We start from the raw sequence: 25043 nt of genomic DNA, 5'->3' as shown, positions 1-25043 counted from the left end.
AGCGGTTCGGATGTCTACGCTGGATGGTGTTGTCGGGCAGTCGCCGCCGGCAGGAAGCCGGCGGCCCTACGAGCCGAGGAAACCCGTGAGTGACACCCCATTCGGATTCGGCCTTCCGCCGGAGGAGCCGGAGAACGGCGACGAGGGCAAGAAGAAGGATCCCGCAGGAGGTGGCCAGGGCTCCGGCGGGTCCTCCCCCGCCGACCCCTTCGGGTTCGGCTTCGGGGAGAGCGGCGGGGACAACCCCTTCGCGGCCATGTTCGGCTCCCTGAACCCGAACGACCTGGGCGCGGCCTTCCAGCAGCTGGGCCAGATGCTCAGCTACGAGGGCGGGCCGGTCAACTGGGACATGGCGAAGCAGATCGCGCGCCAGACCGTCGCCCAGGGCACCCCGGACGGCACCAAGGACGCGAGCGTCGGCCCGGTCGAGCGGACCGCGGTCGAGGAGGCCGTGCGGCTGGCCGACCTGTGGCTGGACGGCGTGACGTCGCTGCCCTCGGGCGCGAGCACGGCCGTGGCGTGGAGCCGTGCCGAGTGGGTCGAGGCGACTCTGCCCGCCTGGCAGCAGCTCGTGGACCCGGTCGCCGAGCGCGTCGGCCTCGCCATGGGTGATGTGCTGCCCGAGGAGATGCAGGCCATGGCCGGCCCGCTGATCGGGATGATGCGCTCCATGGGCGGCGCGATGTTCGGGCAGCAGATCGGCCAGGCCGTCGGTGTGCTGGCGGGCGAGGTGGTCGGCTCGACCGACATCGGCCTGCCGCTCGGCCCGGCCGGCAAGGCCGCGCTCCTCCCGCTGAACATGGAGGCGCTCGGCAAGGACCTCGGCGTGCCCCGCGAGGAGGTCCGGCTGTACCTGGCCCTGCGGGAAGCCGCCCACCAGCGGCTCTTCGCCCACGTGCCGTGGCTGCGGTCGCACCTGTTCGGCGCGGTCGAGGGTTACGCCCGCGGCATCAAGGTGGACACCTCGAAGCTGGAGGACGTGGTCGGCCAGTTCGACCCCACGCACCCCGAGCAGCTTCAGGAAGCGCTCCAGCAGGGCATGTTCCAGCCGGAGGACACACCCGAGCAGAAGGCCGCCCTGGCCCGCCTGGAGACCGCTCTCGCGCTCGTCGAGGGCTGGGTGGACGCGGTGGTCCACGAGGCCGCCTCGTCGCGCCTGACGTCCGCGGGCGCACTGCGCGAGACGCTGCGCCGGCGCCGCGCCTCCGGCGGGCCCGCCGAGCAGACGTTCGCCACCCTGATCGGCCTCCAGCTCCGCCCGCGCAGGCTGCGTGACGCGGCACGGCTGTGGGCCTCGCTGACCGACGCCCGTGGCATGGACGGGCGGGACGCTCTGTGGGAGCACCCCGACATGCTGCCGACGGCCACCGACCTCGACGACCCGGACGGCTTCGTCCACCGCGAGCAGCTGGACTTCTCCGAGCTGGACAAGATGCTCGGCGAAGCGGCCGGCGGCCAGGGACAGAAGCCCGGCACGGAGAAGACCGACGACTCCGGGACGGACGAGGACGAGACCGACAAGTGAGCCTCCACGAAGACGCGCTCCTCGTCCTGAAGGACTACGACGGGCAAGGGAGCCAGGCGGAGCTGCGCCAGACGTACCTGGACCACCTGCAGGCCCATGCGGACGGTATGTGGAAGTCCTGCGGGGCGGGACATCTGACGGCCAGCGCCCTGGTGATCGACCCTGAGCGCGGACGGGTGCTGCTCACGCTCCACAGGAAGCTCGGCATGTGGCTGCAGATGGGCGGCCACTGCGAGCCGGGCGACACGTCCCTGGCCGCGGCGGCGCTGCGCGAGGCGACGGAGGAGTCCGGGATCCCGGGGCTGTCGCTGCTGCCCGGCGGGCCGGTCACTCTGGACCGGCACGCCATTCCGGCGCCGTGCCACTGGCACCTGGACGTGCAGTACGCGGCCCTCGCCCCGGCGGGAGCGGTCGAGGCCATCAGCGACGAGTCGCTGGACCTGCGCTGGTTCCGCTACGACGAGGTGGCCAGCGTGGCCGACACCTCTCTGGTACGGCTCATGGAGCGCACGCGGGAAGCTCTCCCGCGCTAGCGACGGCATGGGTAAGGGGCGGTCGCCATGGCGGCCGCCCCTTACCTGTGCTGTGCTTCGGCGCTAGTTCCAGGCGTTGTTCTGGTTCTGGGCGTGGGCACCGTGCTGGCCGACTCCGAACTGGGCGCGCACGCCCTGACCGAGATCGGCGTTCTGCGGCGGCATGACCTCGCTGGGCTGGACCAGGGCGAAGCCCTGGCCGAGGAAGCTGAGCTCCCAGCCCTCTCCGGTGTTGCCGCGGCGGCGGCGGACACCGGAGGAGTGCGTCTGTGCCTGCATCTGCACCCGCAGCGCCGAGGACCAGGCGACGATGGCGTCCGCGTCGACGTTGACGTACTTGTCCGGGGTGACCTGCATCATCAGCGGCTGGCCGGAGGTCATCAGCGCGACCTTGCCCCGGCCCGAGATGTTGAGCTGGTACTTGCCCGACCCGGAGATGCCGTACTGGCTGTCCACCGCGATCACCTCGGTGTGCAGCGTGGAGTCGAGCGCCAGGACGTAGGAGCTGTCGACCGTCATGCCCTCCTGGTCGACGTCCACCACGTGGACGTACTGCGCGAGGTTGGCGAAGTAGACCGTGCCCTGCCCCGAGCAGCGCATCAGGTCGAGGCCCTCACCGGTGTTCGCGCGGGCCCTGCGCTGGTTGCTCGTCTGGTACTCGCCGTCGAAGTCGACGAGCCCCTGATAGGCCACCATGGCGCCCTTGCGGGCGAGGACGTCGTCGTGGCCGGTCAGCGCGACCCTCAGGAGCTGCGGGTTCTGGACGACGTAGCGGTCCTGGCTCTGCTGTTCTGTGTTGCTGAAAAGAGGACTCTGCATGATGTGTTCCCGCTCCCCCTCAGTGCCGGATCCGCAGGCGGTCGGTACTGTCCTCGCTCGGCTGTACGACGACGATGCCCTGGCCGGAGAAGGCCATCTGATAGGCCTCTCCGCTGCCCCGCCCGATCAGCGAGGACGCCTTGAAGCTGCGCTTGCCCTTCACCTTCAGGTTCGGGGACCAGGCGACGAGCGCGTCGGGGTCGACGTACGTCTCGTCCTCGCCACGGCCGCAGTCGACGACGATGGGCGTGCCGCGAGAGGTCAGGGCCACCCATCCGGTGCCCGCGATCTCCACGTTCCACAGGCCCTGGCCGGCGAACTTGGCCAGGCCCTTGACCTTCTCGACGCCCCACTGGAGGTGCGCGTCGAAGGCGAGGACGTTGGTGCCGTTGACCGACAGGGAGTCGTTGTTGAGGTTGATGACGACCACGTCGGCGCCGTAGTCCGCGAGGTAGAGCAGGCCGTCACCGGAGCACTTCATGATGGGCGCGCCCTCGCCGGTGACCCACTGGGCCGCGATCTGGCGGACGGCGGGCGGGTTGGGCTCGTACTGGACGAAACCCTCGTAGGCGACCATCGAGCCGGTGCGCGCGTACAGGTCCTGGCCGGTGCTCATGGCGACCTTGAGCATGGTGCGGCCGTGGTTCTCCATCCGGGCGACCATGGGGGTCGGGGCGAAGCCCGCGAGTTGCTGGTTCATTGACAGGGCTCCCTCAGACCTCGTACGGCTGGACGACGATGAAGTTGCCGGGGGCGCCCCGGAACTGGAGGTTCACGGTCTCTCCGCTGTGTCCCGGGTACGCGTTGCGGCGCAGCCGGACCTGGCTGGAGAGGATGACCTGCGAGGCGGCCGACCAGGCGACGACCGCGTTGCAGTCGGCGAACGTGGTCGGCGTGACCGGCAGGACGACGGGAATGCCGTGCGTCTTGACGACGACGGTGCCCGTGCCCTGGAACATCATCGTGAACAGCGCGCCGCCGGGGATGCCGTGGCCCTCGATGCGGCGGACCTCGTGCTGAAGGGACTCGTCGAAGGCGAGGACGTTCTCGGCGGAGACGCAGATCCCGTCCCCCTGCAGCTCGATGGGGTGCAGGTGCGAGCCGTCCTCGGCGAGGAAGACCTGCCCGCGTCCGGTGCAGCGCATCAGCTGCATCTCCTGGCCGGTGGCGTTCCCGACGACCCGTCCCGCGAATCCGGCGCCCTTGTAGCTGAAGTCGACCTTGCCCTGGTACATGACCATGCTGCCCTGGCGCGCCAGTACGGGCATGCCGCCCATGGTCAGGTCGACGCGCATGAGCTGCTGGTTCTGCGGGGTCCACCGCTGGCCGGTGGCCGTCTCGCGGTACGGCTGCAGGGCCGCCTGCAGACCGGCGCCGGCCTGCGGAACACCCTGGGGTACGCCTTGGGGCATCCCGCCCTGCGGCATGCCGGGGGGCTGCTGACCGTACGGGGCGGGAGCCTGCTGGCCGTACGGCGACGGCATGCCCGGCTGAGGCATCTGCCCGGGGACCTGGCCGGGCATCTGACCCGGCATCTGCCCGGGGACCTGCCCGTACTGCGGCTGCTGCGGCGGTTGTCCGTACGGGGACGGAGCGGGCGGAGGAACGGTCCCGGCCGGCGGCGTCATCGGCGCGGCCATGGTCGGGGCGCTGTGCATCTGGGGCTGCGGTGCCGCGGGGGCCTGGCCCGCCGGCGCGCCGAAGGCCGGCGCGGGCTGCGGCGCCTGGGGAGCCTGCGGCGCGCCGAAGGCCGGAGCCGGGGCCGCCCCCTGCGCGGGCGGGGCGAACGACGGCGCGGCGCCCTGCGGTTGCTGACCGGCCTGCGGCTCCTCCTCCGCGACCTCGCCGCCGAAGTTCTTCAGCAGAGCCTCGAGACCGCCGTCGAACCCCTGGCCGACGGCGGCGAAACGCCACACGTCCTTGAGGTAGAAGTCACCCAGCATCACGGCACGCTCGGTGGTGAACTCCGAGCCGGTGAAGGCGTACCGGACGACCTCTTCGCCGCCTGCGACGATGCGGATGTACCCGGGGCCGATCTGCGACATCTGACCGGCACCGTCGATCGTGGCGGTGAAGGACAGCCTGTGGATGTTCGCCGGGATGCGGTCGAGCGTGACGCGGAACGACTCGGTGTCGCCGGACTGCGCGCCGAGCAGCTGGATGGACTCCTCGGGCGACTTCGGCTGATTGAAGAAGATGAAGTACCGGTCGTCGGAGAGCTGCTCGTTGGCATCAAGTCCGAAGCAGCTGATGTCGAAGGTCAGACCAGGAGCCGCGATCTGCACGCCTACGTACAGATCCGTTCCCGGAGTGAGATCACTGATCTTGGCCTTGTGGCCGCGTTGGAATTCCCTGGCCATGCGTTACGACCGTCCCCCATCCCGAATTGAATGCGTCGCGTCAGGCTAACCGCTGGGTGTGAGATTGAGCCAAGCCGGTACACATTCGGTACAGGAACGTCGACAGTCACTCTCCGCGCTCGGCGGGCAGGTGCGGCAGCCTGCCGGCGGCGACGACACCCTCCAGGTAGCCACGGGCCCGCTCGGTGCGGGGATAGGCCTCCAGCAGCCGCCAGAACCGGGGGCCGTGACCGGGAACGAGCAGGTGGGCCAGCTCGTGGAGGAGCACGTAGTCCACCACGTACTCCGGCATGCCCTGCAGGCGGTGGGAGAGCCGGATGCTGCCCTCGGCCGGAGTGCAGGAACCCCAGCGGGTGTTCTGGTTCGTCACCCAGCGCACGGACGCGGGCCTGGCACGCCCGTCGAAATACTGGGCGGACAACCGTTCCGCACGCTCTGTCAGTTCGACGTCACCCAGTACCCGCTTGCTCTCCTGCGCGGCCAGCTTGTCGAGCATCACGCCCACCCAGCGCCGCTCCTCCGCCTCCGACATCCTCGCGGGGATCAGGACGATGGTGCGGTCCCCCTCGCGGTAGGCGGAGACCGTCCTGCTGCGCCGGGCGCTGCGGCGGACCTCGACCGCGCTCGTCGCCGGTCCGCGGGGCGGGGGACGCTGCGCGCTGCGCTGCTGACCTCCCGCGCCGTGCGGTGAGGTCTCCCCAGCGAGGCGAGCGGGCGGGTCGACGGGCACGGCCCCGACGTTACCCGCTGTCCCTGGGAGAAGTCGTGTCCCCCGGACGCCGCACGCTTGATCCGCCCGATGGCTGCACCATTTGAACGACTAATACCCCGGACCTGTGGACAACTTTTCACACGCCTCGCCGAGGACCCGCATTCTGACAACGGCTCGGAGACGGTCCGAGGACAAAGACCGACGGGGGAAGCGGAATGCATCCGATGATGAAGCCTGCCTTGCGGCGGGCGTGGCGGGACCGCCAGTGCGTGCAGTTCGGAGTGACGCCCGCGCACGCGGTGACTCTGGGACCGGTCGACACCGCGACCGGTGCTCTGATGGAGCTGCTGGACGGGACCCGGGGCCTGCCCCTGCTGCGCGAGGAGGCGCGGGCGATGGGCCTGCCGGACGGCCGGGCGGATGCCCTGGTGCACCGGCTGACCGCGGCGGGGCTGCTCGACGACCCTACGGGCGGAGGACCCGCGGCCGCCGCGCTGCGCAAGCGGGCGGCGGCCCATGACCGGCTGCGGCCCGACATCGCCGCTTTGTCCGTGATCCATCCCGAACCGGGCGGGGCGGCAGGCCTCGTGGCGGCCAGGCGGGCGATACGGGTCCAGGTCCGCGGAGCCGGGCGGGTGGGGGCGTCGATCGCCGCCACGCTGTCGGCCGCGGGCGTGGGGAGGGTGGAGGTACTGGACGGCGGGATCACCGAGCCGGGTGACGTGGCACCGGGCGGCCTGCCCGCCGAGGCGGTCGGCCAGCGCAGGGACACCGCGGCCCGGCGGCTCGTCCGGCGGGCGGCCCCCGACCGGCCTCCGCGGTCCGCGGAGGCCCAGGACCCGGCCGGCGGGCCCGGCCTCAGCCTCGTCGTCGTGGCTCCGCGCGACGGGCTGGCGGCATACGCCCCTGCCGCGAGCGACGCGGAGGGATGGATCGCGACCGGCACTCCCCATCTCTATACGGGCGTTGTGGAGGCCACCGGCGTCGTCGGCCCCCTCGTGCTGCCGGGATGTACGGCGTGCGCGGGCTGCATGGAACGGGGCCGGGCCGAGCTCGACCCGGGAAGGGGGCGCCTGCTGGCGCAGTGGCGCTCGGGGCGGCGCCGGACCGTGCCGGCCTGCGATGTCGCCCTGGCGACGGCCGTGGCGGGGACGGCTGCGTGCCACGCGCTGTCCTTCCTCGACGGCGGGGCGCCTGTGACCACCGGGGCCAGATGGGAGGTTTCGCTGCCGCAGTTGTCCTGGCGGTCGGAACGGATCGCACCCCACCTCGACTGTGCCTGCAGTGCGGCGGGGAAAACTGAGAGGAGGCACACCTCAGCAGTAGGTCCGGCACACGACACAATGAACGGGTACACGCGGTCGGCGGAATGATGCCGTCGGCAAACGCGGCACGCTGTCTGGGATTTGGAGGGGCGCATGTCTGATCTTCCCCGGAAGGCGGTCACCCGGACCGCCAAGCTGGCAGCGCTGCCACTGGGATTCGCCGGCCGCGCCACATGGGGGCTGGGAAAACGGATCGGCGGCAAGTCCGCCGAGATCGTGGCACGGGAGCTGCAACAGCGCACGGCCGAGCAGCTGTTCAAGGTGCTGGGGGAACTCAAGGGCGGTGCGATGAAGTTCGGGCAGGCGTTGTCCGTCTTCGAATCGGCCCTGCCCGAGGAGATCGCCGGTCCCTACCGGGCCGCTCTGACCAAGCTTCAGGAAGCGGCGCCTCCGATGCCGACACGGACCGTCCACTCGGTGCTCGAGGAGCGCCTCGGGGAGGACTGGCGTGAGCTGTTCCTCAGCTTCGAGGACAAGCCGTCCGCCGCCGCGTCCATCGGGCAGGTGCACCGTGCGGTGTGGCACGACGGGCGCGAGGTCGCTGTGAAGGTGCAGTACCCGGGAGCTGGAGAAGCCCTGCTGTCCGACCTGGCCCAACTGAGCCGGTTCGCGAGGTTGTTGGGGCCGCTGATTCCGGGCATGGACATCAAGCCCCTCATCTCCGAGCTGCGTGACCGTGTCTCGGAAGAGCTCGACTACGCGCTGGAGGCCCAGGCCCAGCGGGAGCACGCCGCTGAGTTCGCGGACGATCCCGGCGTCCTGGTGCCGGGCGTGGTCCACCAGAGCGACCAGGTCCTGGTGACCGAGTGGATCGACGGGATACCGCTGTCCGAGGTCATCTCCGGCGGCACCCCCGACGAACGGGACCGGGCGGGCCAGCTGCTGGCCCGGTTCCTCTTCTCCGGCCCGGCCCGCACGGGACTTCTCCACGCCGACCCCCATCCCGGAAACTTCCGCCTGCTTCCCGACGACGACGGCAAGGGCTGGCGTCTGGGTGTCCTCGACTTCGGCACCGTGGACCGGCTGCCGGGCGGGCTTCCGGAAACCATCGGCGCATGTCTGCGGATGACCCTCGAAGGCGAGGCGGAGGCCGTCTACGGACTGCTGTGCGAAGAGGGGTTCGTCAAGGAGTCGATCGACCTCGACCCCGAGGCGGTGCTCGACTACCTGCTGCCGATCATCGAGCCGGCCGAAGTGGAGGAATTCACCTTCACCCGCGGCTGGATGCGCACCCAGGCCGCCCGGATCGCCGACGTCCGCTCCCCCGCTCACCAGCTCGGCAAGCAGCTCAACCTGCCGCCCGCGTATCTGCTGATACACCGTGTGACGTTGAGCACGATCGGCGTGCTCTGCCAGCTGAACGCGACAGTGCGGCTCCGGGGCGAGCTCGAGGAGTGGCTGCCCGGCTTCGTCGTGGGGGACGCCGCGGAGGCGGAGGAGGAGGGCACGGACGGCGCCGCCGTACTGGAGGCGGGAGCCTGACGGCACCCGGAGCCGCTCGGCGGCCCGACAGCAGTCGGGAGACGGTCACCACCACTGCGGGTCGAGCCGGCCCTCGATCGCCCGGATGTTGTCACGGGCGCAGTCTTCGCAGAGGTAGTGGCGGACGCCGTGCTCCACGGAGCAGGTCCAGGTCACCGGCGGCCCCTCGGCGACCTTGCCGCAGCCGGCGCACACGATGCCCTCGTCCCCCGGCTGCTCGGGGTGGGGAGTCCTGTCCTGGTCCACCTCGCGACGATATCGCCGTCCGGCGGCGCGTGCGCGTCACAACGCACCGCGGGGGCCGGTCCTTGAGGACCGGCCCCCGCGTGGACGGCTTCGCCGTCAGTGCATGACGGCCATGGCCAGTGCGCGGCGCGCGCGCATCGACACGCGCTCGGCGCGGCGCTGCATGCGTCGGGCGGCGACCAGGCGCACGGCCTGGCGTTCCGCGTCGACTTCACGCAGGCGCTCGTTCATATGCGCGCGAGCCAGGGCTTCTGGGATGAGTTGCATTTCGCGGGTCCTGTTCTGACGCGAGGCGTTCGCGCCGATGGTGATGAAAGCTGGGGTGGCGGAGCCCTGGGGCTCGCTCGTGGAAGAGGTCATAGGGGCCTGCTTCTGGGGGTCGTGCGTGACGGGTCGATCGATGGTTCCGATGGCGTTCATGCCGCAACCGGGTTCTTGCGCGGGCGACCACGCGGCCGCTTGCGGGCAACGACGACACCCTGGACGAAGAGCTCTCCGCCCCAGACGCCCCACGGCTCACGCCGCTCCTTGGCGCCCGCGAGGCAGGCCTCCATCAGCGGGCAGGTGCGGCAGAGGGACTTGGCGTACTCGACGTCGGCCGGCGACTCGGCGAAGAAGACCTCCGGGTCGTAGGAACGGCACGGGACGGGCACGCCCAGGTTCTCGATGGCGTCGTCGAGCGCGGTGAGCGCAGTCAGGGGAGTCAAGGCGGAGTCCTCGGTACGGACGGGCGGGGAGGTGGTCTCGGAAGGCGGTACGGACGGGGCGTGCGCTTCGAGTTGCACGGTGTGTGATTCCTCGTCTGGTCGTTCCGGCCGGTCGGCCGGGTGGCAGTTGGTACCGGGTGCTTCTGGTCCCGAGGCCCCTTCGCACTGTTCTCCCGTTGGGGAAAACAGAAGGGCCGCGGATCCCGGGTGGGGTTCCGCGGCCCTGAAGGCGCCGGCCTGATGCCGTATCAGGCTGGATCACTCCAGGGTTCGAGCCCGCGGAAGGCCCACTTCGTGTGGTGCTGCGTCGTCTTCTGCTCGGTCTCGGCACTGGCCGCCGCAAAGGCATAGGCCTGAGCCTCTGCCGCTGCTACTCCTGCTTCCAGTGCCTTGGTCGGTCGCTCATTGCGCTCCAGGACGGGCAGGCCGCCCAGGCCGGACACGGGAAGCACGGCGGAGATGCCGGACATACCGGTGCCGAGGAACGCGGAGGAGAAGCCGAGCGAGCAGGCGGAGACGACCGAGCGATCGGTCATTTTGGCGGTGCTGATGAAGCTGGTCTTGATGCTGATCACTGGAATCGCCTCCTCTCGGCGTCTCGAGGACCGGACGGGCCGGTCACGCTATTCGGATAAGTACAGCACGAAGACAGGGCTTCAGAGAAGCCGCTGTTCTTCGTGGTTAAGAACCTATGGGTCCGGCCCGGGCGCGCGCAAACCATTTTTTCGACGAGTTTGTATCAGTCCTCCTCGTCGGCCTCGCCGGGCTCCTCACCTGCGCAGATGGCCAGGACATCGGCCCCGAACCGATCGAGCTTGCGGCCGCCGACACCGGAGATCCCGGCCAACTCCCCCTCCGTGCCCGGCACGGCCTCCGCGATCGCCATCAGCGTCTTGTCCGTGAAGACGCAGTACGCGGGCTGGCCCAGCTCCTTGGCCTGCTCGGAGCGCCACTCGCGCAGTCGCTCGTACAGCGCCTCGTCCATGTCCGAGGGGCAGTCCTCGCAGCGCATCAGCTTCATCTCGCCCGCGTCGGTCAGCGTCTTGCCGCAGACCCGGCACAGCACCGGGCCGCGCCGCTTGCGACGTCCGCCGCCACGCTCGACACCGCCCGCGCCGCCCGCGGTCCGCGGTCCGGCCGCGGCGGAGCCCGGGCGGATGCCGTTCAGGAAGCGGGTCGGCCGGCGGGAGGCACGGCCGCCCGGCGCACGCGACAGGGCCCACGACAGCGACAGATGCAGCCGCGCACGGGTCACGCCCACGTAGAGCAGCCGGCGCTCCTCCTCCACCTGCTCGTCCGTCTTGGCGTAGGTGATCGGCATCATGCCCTCGGTGAGCCCGACGAGGAACACGGCGTCCCACTCCAGGCCCTTCGCCGAATGCAGGGAGGCGAGGGTGACGCCCTGGACGGTGGGCGCGTGCTGGGCGGCCGCCCGCTCGTCGAGCTCGGCCACCAGATCGGCGAGCGTCGCCTGCGGCCTGGCGCGCACGAAGTCCTCCGCGAGGCGGACCAGCGCCGCAAGCGACTCCCAGCGGTCGCGCACGGCACCGGATCCGGCGGGCGGCTCCGTGGTCCACCCCTTGGTGGACAGCACGGCCCGCACCTGGGAGGGCAGGTCCTCCACGTCGTCGAGCAGTGCGTCGTTGCCGCCGGCGCGGGCCGCGCCGCGCAGGGCGATGCCCGCCTCGCGCACCTCCTGCCGCTCGAAGAACCGCTCGGCCCCGCGCAGCTGGTAGGGGACGCCCGCGTCGGCCAGAGCCTGCTCGTAGACCTCCGACTGGGCGTTGATCCGGTACAGCACGGCGATCTCGCCGGCCGGGACGCCCGCGTCGATCAGCTCGCGGATGCGGCGGGCGGTGCCCTCCGCCTCCGCGGGCTCGTCCGCGTACTCCACGTACGAGGGCTCGGGGCCCGGTTCGCGCTGGGAGATCAGCTCGAGGCGGTGCTCGGCGGCGCGGCCGCGGGCCTGGCCGAGCAGGCCGTTGGCAAGGTGGACGACCTGGGGGGTGGAGCGGTAGTCGCGGACCAGCTTGACCACCGTCGCGCCCGGGTGCCGGGTGCGGAAGTTCAGCAGGTGGTCGGGGGTGGCACCGGTGAAGGAGTAGATCGTCTGGCTGGCGTCACCGACGACGCACAGGTTTTCCCGGTCACCGAGCCACAGGTCCAGCAGGCGCTGCTGGAGGGGGCTGACGTCCTGGTACTCGTCGACGACGAAGTGCTGGTACTGGCGGCGCACATGGTCGGCGATGTCGTGCCGGTCCTGGAGGATGCCGACGGTGAGCAGCAGCACATCCTCGAAGTCGATCACCGAGCGGTCGCGCTTGAGCTGCTCGTACATCGCGTAGACCTGGCTGATCTCGGCCGGGTCGCGGGGCGCGTCGCGCAGCGACTTGGCGACGGCGGCCGGGTAGTCGGCGGGCACGGTCTGGGTGACCTTGGCCCACTCGATCTCTCCCGTCACGTCCCGCAGCTCGTTGCGGTCGAGGCGGATCCGGCAGCGGGCCGCGGCCTCGGCCACGAGCTGGATCTTGCGCTCGAGCAGACGCGGCATCTCGCCGCCGACCGCCTTGGGCCAGAAGTACTGCAGCTGGCGGAGGGCGGCGGAGTGGAACGTACGCGCCTGGACGCCGCCCGCGCCGAGCTGGCGCAGCCGCCCGCGCATCTCACCGGCGGCGCGGTTGGTGAACGTGACGGCCAGCACACTGGCGGGCTGGAGTATGCCCGCCCGCACCCCGTACGCGATGCGGTGGGTGATCGCGCGGGTCTTGCCCGTGCCGGCTCCCGCCAGCACGCACACCGGACCGTGCAGGGCGGTCGCCACCTCGCGCTGCTCGGGATCGAGCCCGTCGAGCACGGCGTCCGCCGACTCGGGGACCTGCGGGAAAAGAGAGGAGTGCGTTGCTGCTGTCACCCCGCCATGCTGCCAGGTCGCCGGGGGCGGATGCTGCGGTTGTCCACAGGGCTGCCCCATCAGTCGTACGAATTGCGCGCCGACGACCGTACGGATGCGCGTCGCACCGCACGGATCCGCGTCACACCGGGCGCGGGAATCGTTACCGCGTCACGTACGTTCTAGCCCGAGGTGATGACACCCCCCGGCCCCGAGACCTAGGAGCAAGAGACGATGCAGGGCACTGTGACGATGTACAGCACCACGTGGTGCGGATACTGCCGTCGGCTGAAGAGCCAGATGGACCGTGAGGGCATCGCGTACACCGAGATCAACATCGAGCAGGACCCCGAGTCGGCGGCCTTCGTCGAGAAGGCCAACGGGGGCAACCAGACGGTGCCCACCGTGCTCTTCGCCGACGGTTCGACGCTGACGAACCCGTCTCTCGCCCAGGTCAAGCAGAAGGTGGGCGTCTAACCCCCGAGGCCGGACCAAGCGTCGGCCCCGGCGGTCCGGTTCGACCGAGCGACAGCCCCGGTCGGCCGGACCGGCCGGGGCTGTCGTGCGTCCGGCCGGGGCCGCGCGGCCGTGACACGCCTGGAGCACGTCCCGGAGCTCGGAGCACGTTCGGGCCGTGGAGCGTGTCCCGGCCTCAGACCACGTCCCCGGGCTTCGGCAGCGGCTTGCCGTACCAGAGCTCGATCAGTCGGGCCGCGATCGAGATCCCGTAGGGAGGCAGCACCTCCCCGGACTCGAACGCGGCCCGCAGGTCTTCCCGCGAGAACCAGCGCGCCTCGTGGATCTCCTCGCCGTCGACCTGGATCTCCGAGGTCGTGGCGCGGGCCATGAACCCCAGCATCAGGCTCGAGGGGAAGGGCCACGGCTGGCTGGCGACGTACTCCACCTCGCCCACGCCGACGCCGACCTCTTCGCGGACCTCGCGGCGCACCGACTCCTCGATGGACTCCCCCGGCTCGACGAAGCCCGCGAGTGTCGAGAAGCGGCCCTCCGGCCAGTGCACCTGCCGGCCGAGCAGCGCGCGGTCCTGGTCGTCGGTGACGAGCATGATCACGGCGGGGTCCGTGCGGGGATAGTGCTCGGCGCCACAGGCCTGGCAGCGGCGGATGTGTCCGGCGGCGGCGATGACGGTGCGCTCACCGCAGCGGGAGCAGAAGCGGTGCAGGCGCTGCCAGTTCTCCAGGGCGACCGCGTGCACCAGAAGCCCGGCGTCGCGCGGCGACAGCAGCAGCCCCGCCTCGCGCAGCCCGGCCGGCCTGGCCGACTGGTCGATGCGGCCCGGCAGGGCGTCCTTCTGGAGGGCGAAGTAGCGCACGCCGTCCTCGTCGGTGCCGAGGAAGTAGCGGTGGGTCTCGGTGACCGGGGCCTCGAAGGCCGGGGTCATGACCAGTTCTGTGCGGCCGTCGGGGGTGTCGTCGATCAGTGCCTGGCCACCGGAGACGACGAACACACGGGTTGTGGGATGGCTCCAGGCGGCCGCCAGCCATGCCTCGTCGAGACGGTTGTGCGCCTCGCGGTCGATGCCGCTGGGCGCGGTGAGACCGATGGGACGGCCTGCGGCATCGGCGTAGCTCTGGGTGCTCACGGTTCTTCCAACTCCCCCGGGGCGGATCGGGACATCGGTTCAGCGAAGGGTGCGGGCCATGTCGTCCCACAGATGGGCGGTCGTCTCCACTCCCTTGAGGAGCAGTTCCAGCTCGACCTTCTCGTTCGGTGCGTGCCAGCCGTCGGACGGTACGGAGATGCCCAGGAACAGCACGGGCGCCGCGAGGACGTCCTGGAGGTCGGCCGCCGGTCCCGAGCCGCCCTCACGGGTGAAGCGGATCTTGTGACCGTCGAAGGCACGGCCCATGGCGCGTACGACCGACCGAAGGGCCGGGTGGTCGAGCGGCGTCAGGCAGGGCCGGGTGGCGGCCCCGAAGACGATCTCGTGCCGGATGCCGGCCGGGATCCGGGAGTCGACCCAGTCCGTGACGGCGCGTTCGATCTTGTCGGGTTCCTGACCGGCGACCAGCCGGAAGGACAGTTTCAGCTGCGCGGACGACGGGATGATCGTCTTGCCGCCGGGGCCCTGGTAGCCGCCCCCGATGCCGTTCAGCTCGGCCGTCGGGCGGGCCCAGACGCGCTCGAGCGTGGAGTAGCCGGCTTCGCCGAGCGTCCCGTGGGACTTGGCGGTGCGCAGCCAGGTCTCCTCGTCGAACGGGAGCTCGGCGAACAGTTCGCGCTCCTCGTCGGTGAGCGGTGCGACGCCTTCGTAGAAGCCCGGGATCGTGACCTGCTCGTTCTCGTCGTGCAGCGCGGCGACCAGGCGGGCGGCGACGGTCGCGGGGTTGGGGACGGCACCGCCGAACGAGCCGGAGTGGATGTCCTGGTCGGGGCCGTGCAGCGTGATCTCGCAGTCGGCGAGGCCGCGCATGCCGGTGCAGACGGTCGGGGTGGTCTCCGACCACATGCCCGTGTCGGAGACGATCACGGCGTCGGCGGCGAGGCGCTGCGCCCGCTGTTCCACGAGTGCGCGGAAGTGCGGGGAGCCGGACTCCTCCTCACCCTCGATCAGCAGCTTCAGGTTGACCGCGGGCGCGGTGCGGCCGGTGGCCGCGAGGTGGGCGCGCACACCGAGTGTGTGGAAGAACACCTGCCCCTTGTCGTCGGCGGCGCCGCGGCCGTACATCCGGCCGTCGGCGACCAGCGGCTCGAACGGGTCGGTGTGCCAGCCGTCCTCGCGGGCGGCGGGCTGCACGTCGTGGTGGCCGTAGACCAGCACGGTGGGCGCGTCCGGGTCGCCGGAGGGCCACTCGGCGTAGACCGCTGGGGCGCCGGGTGTGGGCCAGATCTCGGCGACCGGGAAACCGGTCCCGGACAGTTTGGCCGCGAGCCACTCGGCGCTGCGCCGTACGTCCCCGTCGTGCTCCGGCTGTGCCGACACGGACGGGATGCGCAGCCACTCGGCGAGGTCGTCGAGGAAGGCGGCGCGGTGCTGCTGGATGTACGTACGGACGGCGTTGTCCGGGGTCTCGCTCATGCTCTTGAGCCTAACGGGCGACGGCACCGGACTCGTCGGCCGTCCCGCCCAGCAGGATGCGTTCCAGGCCCGCGCGGTCGGGGAGGCCGTCGGGACGCACGATCTCGCCGGTGCGTACGAACACGAACGTCGCGGTCACCGCGTCGAGCGGTATGCCGTGCTGCTCGGCCCACGCGAGGCGGTAGACGGCGAGCTGGAGGGGGTCGGCGACGCCACTGCGCGCGGTCTTCCAGTCGACGATCTCGTACGTGTCCTCACCGGTCCGGTACACGGCGTCGATCCGGCCCCGCACCACGCGGCCCGCCAGCGTGAACTGGAACGGCGCCTCGACGCGGTACGGGGTGCGGCGGGCGTACGGCGTCCGCTCGAAGGCGTCCTTGAGCGCGGCGAGGTCCTGCTCGTCCGCGATCTCGTGCTCGTCGGCGCCGCCCGGCAGCTCGTCGGGCCCGAGCATGGGCAGGGCGAGTTCCTCGAAGCGTGACTCCACCCACGCGTGGAACCGGGTGCCTCTGCGGGCCGCGGGCTGCGGCGGACGGGGCATGGGGCGGGCGAGCTCCTTGGCGAAGCCGTCCGGGTCGGCGGCGAGGCGCAGCAGCTGGGAGGCGGAGAGGGAGGCGGGCACAAGGACCTCACGAACGGTCGCGCGGGTACGGCGCAGTTCGCCGGTGAGCGCGTCGAGGTCGCGGTCCCAGGACGCGATGGCACGCGCCTCCTCGGGAGTGAGTGCCTCCCCCCTCTCGTTCCTTCCCGATGTCCGCTGCGGGTTTCCGGCACCCCGGGGAGCAGAGGGGTACGCGGCTGCTTCGGCCTCTACGGGGGCGGCGACGGCGACACGCTCGGAGTGCGGGGACGGCTGATGCGGGACGGTCGGCGCCGGAGGCGGGGGCGCGAACGGGTCGTCCTCCGGGGGCTCGGTCGGCCAGTCCCATTCCTCCGGGTCCGCCGAGGGAACCGCCACGGAACCGGGGCCGGCGGACGGCACCGTCACGGCCGCGGGCCCGAATTCGGACGCGTGCCCGGACCCGGCCGCGGGCCCGAATTCGGCGTCGGCCTCGAACTCGGACGCAGAGCCGAAATCCGTCCCGGGCCCGGACCCGGACGCAGAGCCGAGGTCGACCTCCGACCCGGCCTCGGGCCCGAAGCCGAACTCGGAGTCGAACTCGGAGTCGAACTCTGAGTCGAACTCCGGCTCCGGTTCGGGCTCCGGTCCCAGCTCGGACCCCGACCCACGTACGTCGGCTTCCGCTCCGGCCGGCGCACCCGCCGCGGAGCCGGCCCCGCTCGGCACCGCGGCCAGCGCCTCGAGGTGCGCCATGACCGTGTCCGCCGCTGCCCGGCGGCGGGACAGGGAGACGGGATCCAGAGGCAGCGGCCAGGCGTGGTCCGCGCCGGCCGTGCCGAGCGCCGGGTTCTCCGCGTCCTCCTCGGGCTCGTCCGCCCAGACCTCGATCTCGCCGTGGCCCTGCTCGCAGTGGTCGTACAGGGCCTTGAGGAACTCCGACGGGCCGCGCCGCCGCTTCTGGCTGGGGCCCCACCAGTGCCCGGAGCCGAGGAGGAGCGAGCGGGGGCGGGTGAAGGTCACGTAGCCGAGGCGCAGTTCCTCCGTGTGCTGATGGTCCTTCATCGCCTCCTTGAAGGCCTTCAGTCCCCCGGCGTCCCACGACTCGACGTCCGGCAGTGTGTCCGCGTCGCCGCGCAGGGCGTGCGGAAGGACCTTGGACTGCGACGTCCAGGCTTCCCGGGCCTGGTCGTTCGGGAAGTGCTTGGCCACGAGCCCGGGCACGGCGACGACGTCCCACTCGAGGCCCTTGGACTTGTGCGCGGTGAGGACCTTGACCGTGTTCTCACCGCCCGGAAGGGCGTTGTCGAGCCCTTTCTCGTACTGCGCGGCGGTACGCAGGAAGCCGAGGAACGCCAGCAGTGTCGCCTCCCCGTCCAGTGCGGCGAAACCGGCGGCGATGTCCAGGAAGTTGGCGAGGGTCTCCCTGCGGCGGGCGGCCAGCGCGTGCGGCGAGGCGGACAGCTCGACCTCGAGGCCGGTGGTGGAGAGCACCCGGTGCAGGACGTCCATCAGCGGGTCGGCCAGCGAGCGGCGCAGGTCACGCAGTTCGGCGGCGAGGCGGGCGAAGCGGACGCGCGCCTCCGCCGAGAACGGGAGGCCGTCGTCCTCGCCCCCGGCCGACTCCAGGAACGTGTCGAGCGCGTCGGCGAGCGAGATGATCTCCGCCGGGTCGGTGCCCTCCACCGCCGCCGCGAGCCGCCGCTCCGGATCGTCGTCCGCGGAGGCGTGGTGGACGAGCAGCCGCGCGCGGCGGCCGAGCAGTGCCAGGTCACGCGGCCCGATCCGCCAACGGGGGCCGGTGAGGATACGCACGAGTGAGGCGTTGGCGCCCGGGTCCTGGAGCACCTCGCACATCGCCACCAGGTCGGCGACCTCCGGCAGGTGCAGCAGCCCGGAGAGGCCGACGACCTCGACGGGGACGTCGCGGGCGACCAGGGCGCCCTGGATCTCGGGGAAGTCGCCCGCGGTACGGCACAGGACAGCGATCTCGCCCGGTTCCTTGCCGGTGCGGACCAGGTGGGCGATGGAGTCGGCCAGCCACTCGATCTCCTCCGCGTGCGTCGGCAGCAGTGCGCAGCGCACGATGCCGTCCCGCTCCGCCCCGGGTGCGGGCCGTAGTGCCTCCACCCCCTCGTGCATGGCGCGCAGCGGCGTCGCCAGGCCGTTGGCGAGGTGCAGCAGACGCCCGCCGCTGCGGCGGTTCTCGCTGAGCGCGTAGCGGTCGGCGGGACGGCCGTCGGGGTGGGCGAAGTGGACGGGGAAGTCGTCGAGGTTGGCGACGGACGCCCCGCGCCAGCCGTAGATCGCCTGGCAGGGGTCGCCGACCGCGGTGACGGCGTGGCCGGTGCCCTGCCCGAACAGTCCGGACAGCAGCAGCCGCTGGGCGACCGACGTGTCCTGGTACTCGTCGAGCAGGACGACCCTGAACTCGTCGCGGAGGAGGGTGCCCACCTCGGGGCGGGTGAGTGCGAGCTCGGCGGAAAGGGCGATCTGGTCACCGAAGTCGAGCAGATCGCGCTGCCGCTTGGCCGCCCGGTAACGCAGGGTCAGGTCGAGCAGCTCGCGGCGCGCCTCGGCGGCCTCCGGGACCTTGCGGAGGTCCGCATTGGTCAGCCGGGCGCCTTCGAGGGTGCGGAGCAGCTCGGTGTCGTACTCCTTCAGGCGGCCGGGGGGCACCAGGTGCTCGGCGAGCTCCGCGTCGAGCGCGAGCAGATCGCTCACGAGGGAGGGGAAGGAGCGGGTGAGCGCGGGGTACGGTCCCGGGGCCTCGCGCAGCACTCGGGCGGCGAGCTGGTAGCGGGTGGCGTCGGCGAGCAGCCGGGCGGTCGGCTCGAGTCCGATGCGCAGACCGTGGTCCTTGAGGAGCTGGCCGGCGAACGCGTGGTACGTGGAGATGCGCGGCTCACCGACCGGGGTGTCCCCGCCGAAGACGGAGGAAGGGTCGCCCGGGTCGACAGCGTCAGGGTCGGTCACGCCGGCCCGGACGAGGGCGGTGCGGACGCGCTCGGCAAGCTCGCCCGCGGCCTTGTTGGTGAAGGTCAGCCCGAGGACCTGGTCGGGCGCCACCTGCCCGGTGCCGACGAGCCAGACCACCCGGGCCGCCATGACCGTCGTCTTCCCCGAACCGGCCCCGGCCACGATCACCTGCGGAGCGGGCGGCGCGGTGATGCAGGCCGTCTGCTCCGGGGTGAAGGGGATGCCGAGGAGCTCCTTGAGCTGCTCGGGATCGGTGATGCGTGCGGTCACCCCGTAGAGGCTAACGGGGACCGCTGACAGCAGCGGTCCCGGTTTGTCCGCCGGACCCGGCCCCCTCCGGCATCCGGACCCGGAGACCGGGCCCCGCTCCGGCATCCGGACCCGGACGCCGGTCGGCGCCGCCACGGCGGGGAGCCCGGTGCGTGCCGGGGCCGGCGGCCCGCAAGCCCGGAGGCCGACAGGCCGCGGCCCGTATCCGCCCCTAAGACGTGCTCTCGCCGTCCGCGGCCGTTCCCGCGCCGGAGCCGGTGTCGCCACCGGAGTCCGTACCGGTCCCCGTTCCGGCCCCTTCGTCGCTGCCGGAACCTTCGGTGTCGGACCCCGATCCTTCGCCGGTGCCGGCATCGGTGTCCTGGTCCGGACCGGAACCCTCGGCCGAGCCGGTGCCCCCGCCCGCCTCCGGGTCCTCACCGGCTTCCGTGCCGGCCCCGATGCCGAACTCCTCTCCTGTGTCCTGCTGCCCGTCCGTGCCGCTGCCGTCCCCGGACTGCGTGGCGCCCGCCTCGAAGCCGAGTCCCGCGCCCCCGGTCAGGTTGTCCAGGTCGACGACTTCCTCTGCCGGCGGCGCCTCGACCTCGACCGGCTCGTCGTAGCGGGAGAGGACGATCGTGCCGGTCTCGTCGCCACCGGCCTTCACGATCTTGAGGACATACGGTTTGCCCTCCTTCGCGACGTGGACCGTCGTCGTCCTGTCCTGCTCCTTCTTCACCAGGGTCACCGTCGGTACGCCCTCGACCTCGGAGTCCGGACCCTTGGTCATCTTCTTCCGGTCCGCCTCGTCCACGTCCATCTGCGCGAACATCGCCTTGAGGTCGCAGACGCGGTCCAGGTCCTTGACGGTCCCGGTCGGCATCTTGACCCACCGGCCCTGCATGAGCTCCACGACGGCGTCGTTGTCCGCGCCGGGGGACTCGGCGGAACGCTCGCGCAGTGAGGCGCTCCAGAACTGCTCGTCGCCCTTGAGGTACATGACCTCGGACACCTGGCGGAGCTCCGCCCTGCCTCCCTTGACGCCGAGGCGGCCGCTGCATTTGTCGCCGGAGTCGAGGGCGAGGTCGATGGAGACCGGCTCGCCGTCCTTCTCGATCCGGCCCGCCATGGCCAGGGACTTGGCGGCTCTGGTGGCTGCGACCGCCTTGTCGGCGATCTGCCCCGCGTCGAGGCCCTCCAGCGATTCGCCGTCGCCGCTGGTCACGGCCGCCGGCCCCCTTCGCTCCCCGGAGGCTCCCTTGGCCTTGATGTCACCGTCCTGGGAACAGCCCGCCAGCACGATGACGGCACTGGCGCAGACCGCCGCCGTCGCCAGGGACTTCCGCTTGGCCGTCATGTTGTCTCTCCTCGCAGATCCGGATGGGCCCGCCACGACCGGTAGCGGTGGCCGGGAACTCCATTGGATCTGCGTAAATGTGACATTGCATGACAAAACTCCGGTCATTCCACTATTTGGCGGCCCTCCGGCTGCGCGCTGCACGACGCGCGGAACGCGCAGTGGGCACAGTGCTGCCCGGTGGAAGGCGTGAAGCGCTCGTCGAGCACCCGGCCGGCCGCGGTGGCGAGCAGGTCCCCCACCCACTCGCCGGTCAGTGCCTCCTGCGCCTGGACCTTGGGCAGGGCGTCGCCGCCCTCCTTCTTGGCGGCCGGCTGCCGCAGCTGTACGAGCTCGGCGCCACCCGGCTCGGGGCGGTCCCCGCCGAACACCTCGTCGACCGCGCCCTCGCGGACGGCCAGCTGGTACACGGCGAGCTGGGGATGGCGGGCGACCTCGTCCTTCGTGGGCGTCTGCTTGCCCGTCTTGAAGTCCACGACATAGGCACGGCCCTGCTCGTCCTGCTCGACGCGGTCCATGGAGCCCCGGATGCGCACCTCGAACCCGCCCGCCTCCAGCGTGACGTCGAAGTCGTGCTCGGTGGCGGCGGGGCGGCGTCCACCGCGGTCCATGACGTGCCAGCGCAGGAAACGCTCGAGCGCGGCGCGCGCGTGCCCCTTCTCCTGCTGCGACTTCCACGGGGCGTCGAACACGAGCGCGTCCCACACCGAGTCGAGGCGCTCCATGAGGACGGCGAGGTCGGCGGGGGTACGGCCGGAGGCGACCTCGTCGGCCAGCACGTGCATGACGTTGCCGAAGCCCTGGGCGGCGGTCGCGGGCGCGTCGGCCTTCACCTCCCGGCCGAGGAACCACTGGAGCGCGCAACTGTTGGCCAGCTGGTCGAGTGCGCTGCCGGAGAGGGTGACGGGCTGGTCCCGGTCACGCAGCGGCTTCGCGCTGTGGGTGGCGTCGTACAGACCCCACCAGCGGTACGGGTGCGCGGAAGGCACCAGCGGCTGGCCCTCGTCGTCGGTCAGCGCCGCGAGACGGGCCAGTCGGCGGGCGGCGGCCTCCCTCAGCCGTGGGGAGGCGTCCGGATCGACGGTGGTGGCGCGCAGTTCGGCGACGAGCGGGGCGACGGCCAGCGGACGGCGCGGACGGCCGGTCACGTCGCGCGGTTCCACGCCCAGTTCGGCCAGGAAGCGGGAGGGCTGGTCGCCGTCGTCGGCCGGAGCCTTGACCGCCGTGACGACAAGACGGTCGCGGGCGCGGGTGGCCGCCACGTAGAACAGCCTGCGCTCCTCCGCCAGCAGAGCGCCGGGGGTGAGCGGCTCGGCGAGGCCGTCCCGCCCGATGCGGTCGGCCTCCAGGAGGGAGCCCCGCCGCCGGAGATCGGGCCACAGCCCCTCCTGCACACCGGCGACCACGACGAGGCTCCACTCCAGGCCCTTGGAGCGGTGCGCCGTCATCAGCCGTACCGCCTCCGGGCGTACCTCCCGCCTGGAGAGGGTGTCGGCGGCGATGTCCTGCGCTTCGAGCTCCTCGATGAAGTTGAGCGCGCCCCGGCCGCCGGTTCGCTCCTCCGCGCGCTCCGCCGTCTCGAAGAGCGCGCAGACGGCGTCCAGATCACGGTCGGCGTTGCGGCCGGCCGCGCCGCCGCGGAACGCCGCACGCTCCAGGCGCTGCGGCCACGGCGTGCCGTCCCACAGCAGCCACAGGGCCTCTTCCGCGGTGCCTCCGCCCTCCAGGAGTTCGCGCGCCTTGCGCAGCAGAGCGCCCAGCCGCTGGGCGCCGCGGGCGTACGCCGGATCGTGCGCGACAAGGCGTTCCGGCTCGGCGAGCGCGCGTGCGAGAAGCTGGTCGGACGGCGGCGGCAGGGCGTTGCCGCCGGCCCGCTCCTCGTCCCGCAGCGCCCGGCCGAGACGGCGCAGGTCCGCGGTGTCCATGCCGCCGAGCGGCGAGGTCAGGAGGGTGAGCGCGGTCTCGGTGTCGATCCAGACGGCGGGCTCCGGACCGGTCCCCCGCTCCTCACCCGCCTCCTCCGGAATCCCGGTGGCGGCCGCCCCCTCACCGGCATCGGCTCCCGCGCCCGCCTCCGGAACCCCTGCGCCCGCGGCCGGCCCTCCACCGCTGCCGGGCTCCGCGTCCGCCTCCTCCGGACCCCCTGCGCCCGCGGCCGCCCCTCCACCGCTGCCGGGCTCCTCGTCCGCTCCCCCGGGAACAGGCACGTGCGGCGCGGGCGCCGGGCGGCCGGCGGCCGCCGTGGCGACCGTGCGCAGGGCGGTCAGGAGCGGCGCCACCGCCGGTTCGTGGCGCAGGGCCACGTCGTCGCCGTCGATCTCGAGGGGTACGCCCGCCGACGTCAGAGCGCGCCGCATGGAGGGGATGGTGCGGCCGCCCGCCCGGACCAGGACCGCCATCTCGTGCCAGGGGACGCCGTCCTCGAGATGCGCGCGGCGCAGGATGTCCGCGATGTTGTCCAGCTCCGTGGAGGCCGTCGGATAGGTGTACGCCTCGACACGGCCGCCCTCGCGGACCGCCGCCAGTTCGCGGTGGGCGCGGACCTTGTCGGCCGGCAGCCGGGTCAGCGGCATCCGGCGGGTCAGCAGCCTGGTGGCCGCCAGCAGGGCGGCTCCGCTGCGCCGGGACGTGGTCAGCACGGCGACGCCGGCGGGGCTGCCGTCGGCGCGGGGGAAGGCGTCGGGGAAGTCGAGGATGCCGTTCACGTCCGCGCCGCGGAACGCGTAGATCGACTGGTCGGGATCGCCGAAGGCGACGAGTGTCCGGCCGCCGCCCGCCAGCGCGCGCAGCAGCCGCACCTGGGCCGGGTCGGTGTCCTGGTACTCGTCCACGAACACCGCGTCGTAGGCGGGCAGCGCCGTGTCCTCGGCCAGCAGGACGGCCCGGTGCACCAGTTCCGCGTAGTCGAGCACGCCCTGGAGGTCGAGGACGTCCAGGTATTCGGCGAGGAACGAGGCGGCGGCCCCCCAGTCGGGCCGGCCGATGCGGGCGGCGAAGCGGGCGAGGGAGTCCGGGCCGAGGCCCAGCTCACGGCTCCGGGCCAGCACGGCGCGGACCTCGTCGGCGAAGCCGCGGGTGGTCAGGCACGCCCGAAGTTCGTCGGGCCAGCGGACGCCGGGCAGGCCGGTCTGGCCGGCGAGGAGTTCCCGCACGGCGACGTCCTGCTCGGGACCCGACAGCAGGCGCAGCGGTTCGGCGAACAGGTCGGCGTCCTGATGCGCGCGGACGAGCGCGTAGCAGTAGGAGTGGAACGTCGTGGCCTGCGGTCCCCGCGCGCCGCCGAGCCGCAGCGCCATCCGGTCGCGCAATTCGACCGCCGCCTTGCGGCTGAAGGTGAGGACAAGGATGCGAGAAGGGTCCGTGCCCGCCGCGATACGAGCCGCGACGGCCTCGACGAGCGTGGTCGTCTTGCCGGTGCCGGGCCCGGCGAGCACCAGAAGCGGCCCGTCTCCATGGTCAACCACCGCGCGCTGGGCTGCGTCAAGGAGAGGGGGATTCACGGGGCCCGGCGGGGTTCGCACCAGCCGGTACGCGCCCGGGGACCTTCCGCCCCGCCCGTGCGGGCGCGGGAGAACCCCCTGCCGTACCTGCTGCGGGTACGGCACATGCCCGGTGGTGGAGGAGGAGCTCACGTGGATCGCCGGTCCTGGTGGGTGTGCTGGTGGTGAGAGTGCGGTTCGTGCCGCGCGCTGAAGACGCTACGCCAGGTGCCCGGGTACGGACGGCGGAGCCGTCCCTTACCCCGTACGGTCCCCGGGGTCCCCGCCCGGTCGCCGCTTGGCGGAAGCTGTCATATGTGAGCTTCGTCGCTTCGCGCCCCGGCGCCGTCCCACCGCGCGCGCTTCATGTCGAGGCGCGGCAGATGCCCCTGTGCGGCGCGGGACGCCTCGCGCAGCGGGGTCCCTTCCTCGCGGTACCGGTCAAGGGCGCGCAGTTCCTGGCCCGGGAGCAGGACGCCGTCGGAGCGCACCACCCGCCACCACGGCACGGCGCCGCCGTACAGCGCCATGACGCGGCCGACCTGGCGGGGTCCGCCCTCGCCGAGCCACTCCGCGACGTCCCCGTAGGTCATGACCCGGCCCGGCGGGATCCGCTCGGCGACCTCCAGAACCCGCTCGGCGTACTCAGGCAACTCGTCCATTCGACCCATCCTGCCGCACGGCACCGACAACGCCGTGGCCGTGACGACCACGACGTGGACCGCTCCGGCCGGGGACGGCGTCAGGGGAAGAGACGCGGCCCGAAGACGCACGGCCGGGC

Annotated in this window: 20 protein-coding genes; 5 read left to right on the top strand and 15 right to left on the bottom strand. The window is 72.1% G+C overall.

The genetic code is table 11. From position 1 onward, the window contains the following. The first annotated feature begins 85 nt into the window (after positions 1–85). Together AB0K36_RS13110 and AB0K36_RS13105 are read left to right on the top strand one after the other, a co-directional pair. The gene (locus AB0K36_RS13110; protein WP_364592498.1) at positions 86–1525 is read left to right on the top strand and encodes a zinc-dependent metalloprotease; all 1440 of its coding nucleotides are present in this window, start codon (positions 86–88) and stop codon (positions 1523–1525) included. Further along, the gene (locus tag AB0K36_RS13105) at positions 1522–2058 is read left to right on the top strand and encodes an NUDIX hydrolase (protein ID WP_364592495.1); all 537 of its coding nucleotides are present in this window, start codon (positions 1522–1524) and stop codon (positions 2056–2058) included. The genes AB0K36_RS13110 and AB0K36_RS13105 overlap by 4 nt, the downstream gene beginning before the upstream one ends. Positions 2059–2121: 63 nt before the next feature. Here AB0K36_RS13105 and AB0K36_RS13100 read toward each other — a convergent pair whose 3' ends face one another. From AB0K36_RS13100 to AB0K36_RS13085, 4 genes are all read right to left on the bottom strand, one after another. Next, on the bottom strand, positions 2122–2877 hold the full coding sequence (locus tag AB0K36_RS13100) for an AIM24 family protein (RefSeq protein ID WP_364592492.1): 756 nt from the start codon (positions 2875–2877) through the stop codon (positions 2122–2124). 19 nt (positions 2878–2896) lie between these two features. Next, positions 2897–3577: an AIM24 family protein gene (locus AB0K36_RS13095; RefSeq protein ID WP_189466112.1), complete on the bottom strand. Its 681-nt coding sequence runs from the start codon at positions 3575–3577 to the stop codon at positions 2897–2899. A 13-nt stretch (positions 3578–3590) separates the two neighbouring features. Then, complete coding sequence (locus tag AB0K36_RS13090; protein ID WP_364592488.1) at positions 3591–5237, bottom strand: TerD family protein; 1647 nt, start codon at positions 5235–5237, stop codon at positions 3591–3593. Between the two features lie 106 nt (positions 5238–5343). Then, the gene (locus AB0K36_RS13085) at positions 5344–5967 is read right to left on the bottom strand and encodes a M48 metallopeptidase family protein (RefSeq protein WP_364592485.1); all 624 of its coding nucleotides are present in this window, start codon (positions 5965–5967) and stop codon (positions 5344–5346) included. 197 nt (positions 5968–6164) lie between these two features. Here AB0K36_RS13085 and AB0K36_RS13080 point away from each other — a divergent pair, with 197 nt between their 5' ends. Both AB0K36_RS13080 and AB0K36_RS13075 read left to right on the top strand, forming a co-directional pair. Then, complete coding sequence (locus AB0K36_RS13080; RefSeq protein ID WP_364592483.1) at positions 6165–7322, top strand: ThiF family adenylyltransferase; 1158 nt, start codon at positions 6165–6167, stop codon at positions 7320–7322. Between the two features lie 45 nt (positions 7323–7367). Then, a complete protein-coding gene (locus AB0K36_RS13075; RefSeq protein ID WP_364592480.1) occupies positions 7368–8756 on the top strand; it encodes an ABC1 kinase family protein in 1389 nt (462 codons plus the stop codon). A gap of 45 nt (positions 8757–8801) precedes the next feature. Here AB0K36_RS13075 and AB0K36_RS13070 read toward each other — a convergent pair whose 3' ends face one another. The 5 genes from AB0K36_RS13070 to AB0K36_RS13050 form a co-directional block, all read right to left on the bottom strand. Next, positions 8802–9002 (bottom strand): hypothetical protein, encoded by a 201-nt coding sequence (locus AB0K36_RS13070; RefSeq protein WP_364592477.1) that lies wholly within the window; start codon positions 9000–9002, stop codon positions 8802–8804. Positions 9003–9098: 96 nt separating this feature from the next. Next, a complete protein-coding gene (locus tag AB0K36_RS13065) occupies positions 9099–9422 on the bottom strand; it encodes a putative WhiB-interacting protein (protein WP_364592474.1) in 324 nt (107 codons plus the stop codon). After that, positions 9419–9787, bottom strand: coding sequence for a WhiB family transcriptional regulator (locus AB0K36_RS13060; protein WP_364592471.1), 369 nt, complete (start codon positions 9785–9787; stop codon positions 9419–9421). The genes AB0K36_RS13065 and AB0K36_RS13060 overlap by 4 nt, the downstream gene beginning before the upstream one ends. A 170-nt stretch (positions 9788–9957) precedes the next feature. After that, positions 9958–10284: a hypothetical protein gene (locus AB0K36_RS13055; protein WP_364592468.1), complete on the bottom strand. Its 327-nt coding sequence runs from the start codon at positions 10282–10284 to the stop codon at positions 9958–9960. A 164-nt stretch (positions 10285–10448) separates the two neighbouring features. Beyond that, entirely contained in the window at positions 10449–12680 is a 2232-nt protein-coding gene (locus AB0K36_RS13050; RefSeq protein ID WP_364592466.1) for an ATP-dependent DNA helicase UvrD2, read from the bottom strand. Positions 12681–12833: 153 nt separating this feature from the next. Between AB0K36_RS13050 and AB0K36_RS13045 the strand changes: the two genes are divergently transcribed. Beyond that, positions 12834–13076 carry a mycoredoxin gene (locus tag AB0K36_RS13045; protein ID WP_149547526.1) on the top strand — a complete coding sequence of 81 codons (243 nt, stop codon included), beginning with the start codon at positions 12834–12836 and terminating at the stop codon, positions 13074–13076. Positions 13077–13251: 175 nt separating this feature from the next. Here the strand turns inward: AB0K36_RS13045 and nudC are convergent, their stop codons facing one another. The 6 genes from nudC to AB0K36_RS13015 form a co-directional block, all read right to left on the bottom strand. Beyond that, positions 13252–14202, bottom strand: a complete 951-nt coding sequence (gene nudC, locus AB0K36_RS13040) for an NAD(+) diphosphatase (RefSeq protein ID WP_364592462.1) — start codon at positions 14200–14202, stop codon at positions 13252–13254. Between the two features lie 39 nt (positions 14203–14241). Further along, positions 14242–15639 (bottom strand): dipeptidase, encoded by a 1398-nt coding sequence (locus tag AB0K36_RS13035; RefSeq protein WP_364592460.1) that lies wholly within the window; start codon positions 15637–15639, stop codon positions 14242–14244. A 10-nt stretch (positions 15640–15649) separates the two neighbouring features. Then, complete coding sequence (locus AB0K36_RS13030) at positions 15650–19447, bottom strand: ATP-dependent helicase (protein WP_364592457.1); 3798 nt, start codon at positions 19445–19447, stop codon at positions 15650–15652. 211 nt (positions 19448–19658) lie between these two features. Continuing rightward, complete coding sequence (locus AB0K36_RS13025) at positions 19659–20783, bottom strand: hypothetical protein (protein ID WP_364592454.1); 1125 nt, start codon at positions 20781–20783, stop codon at positions 19659–19661. A 104-nt stretch (positions 20784–20887) separates the two neighbouring features. Continuing rightward, entirely contained in the window at positions 20888–24415 is a 3528-nt protein-coding gene (locus AB0K36_RS13020; RefSeq protein ID WP_364592451.1) for an ATP-dependent helicase, read from the bottom strand. 158 nt (positions 24416–24573) lie between these two features. Further along, complete coding sequence (locus AB0K36_RS13015) at positions 24574–24933, bottom strand: MGMT family protein (protein WP_364592448.1); 360 nt, start codon at positions 24931–24933, stop codon at positions 24574–24576. Positions 24934–25043 lie beyond the last annotated feature (110 nt).

The organism is Streptomyces kurssanovii (genome assembly GCF_040677245.1).
GTDB classification, from domain to species: domain Bacteria; phylum Actinomycetota; class Actinomycetes; order Streptomycetales; family Streptomycetaceae; genus Streptomyces; species Streptomyces kurssanovii.
The sequence above is the reverse complement of the archived record's forward strand: the minus strand, read 5'-3'. Positions and strand labels throughout refer to the sequence as shown.

What these genes read in the sequence shown, in the direction of transcription:
- AB0K36_RS13100 (WP_364592492.1), bottom strand. Translation starts at nt 2,877, where the DNA reads ATGCAGAGTCCTCTTTTCAGCAACACAGAACAGCAGAGCCAGGACCGC.
- AB0K36_RS13095 (WP_189466112.1), bottom strand. Translation starts at nt 3,577, where the DNA reads ATGAACCAGCAACTCGCGGGCTTCGCCCCGACCCCCATGGTCGCCCGG.
- AB0K36_RS13090 (WP_364592488.1), bottom strand. Translation starts at nt 5,237, where the DNA reads ATGGCCAGGGAATTCCAACGCGGCCACAAGGCCAAGATCAGTGATCTC.
- AB0K36_RS13080 (WP_364592483.1), top strand. Translation starts at nt 6,165, where the DNA reads ATGCATCCGATGATGAAGCCTGCCTTGCGGCGGGCGTGGCGGGACCGC.
- AB0K36_RS13075 (WP_364592480.1), top strand. Translation starts at nt 7,368, where the DNA reads ATGTCTGATCTTCCCCGGAAGGCGGTCACCCGGACCGCCAAGCTGGCA.
- AB0K36_RS13065 (WP_364592474.1), bottom strand. Translation starts at nt 9,422, where the DNA reads ATGAACGCCATCGGAACCATCGATCGACCCGTCACGCACGACCCCCAG.
- AB0K36_RS13050 (WP_364592466.1), bottom strand. Translation starts at nt 12,680, where the DNA reads ATGGGGCAGCCCTGTGGACAACCGCAGCATCCGCCCCCGGCGACCTGG.
- AB0K36_RS13045 (WP_149547526.1), top strand. Translation starts at nt 12,834, where the DNA reads ATGCAGGGCACTGTGACGATGTACAGCACCACGTGGTGCGGATACTGC.
- AB0K36_RS13035 (WP_364592460.1), bottom strand. Translation starts at nt 15,639, where the DNA reads ATGAGCGAGACCCCGGACAACGCCGTCCGTACGTACATCCAGCAGCAC.
- AB0K36_RS13025 (WP_364592454.1), bottom strand. Translation starts at nt 20,783, where the DNA reads ATGACGGCCAAGCGGAAGTCCCTGGCGACGGCGGCGGTCTGCGCCAGT.
- AB0K36_RS13015 (WP_364592448.1), bottom strand. Translation starts at nt 24,933, where the DNA reads ATGGGTCGAATGGACGAGTTGCCTGAGTACGCCGAGCGGGTTCTGGAG.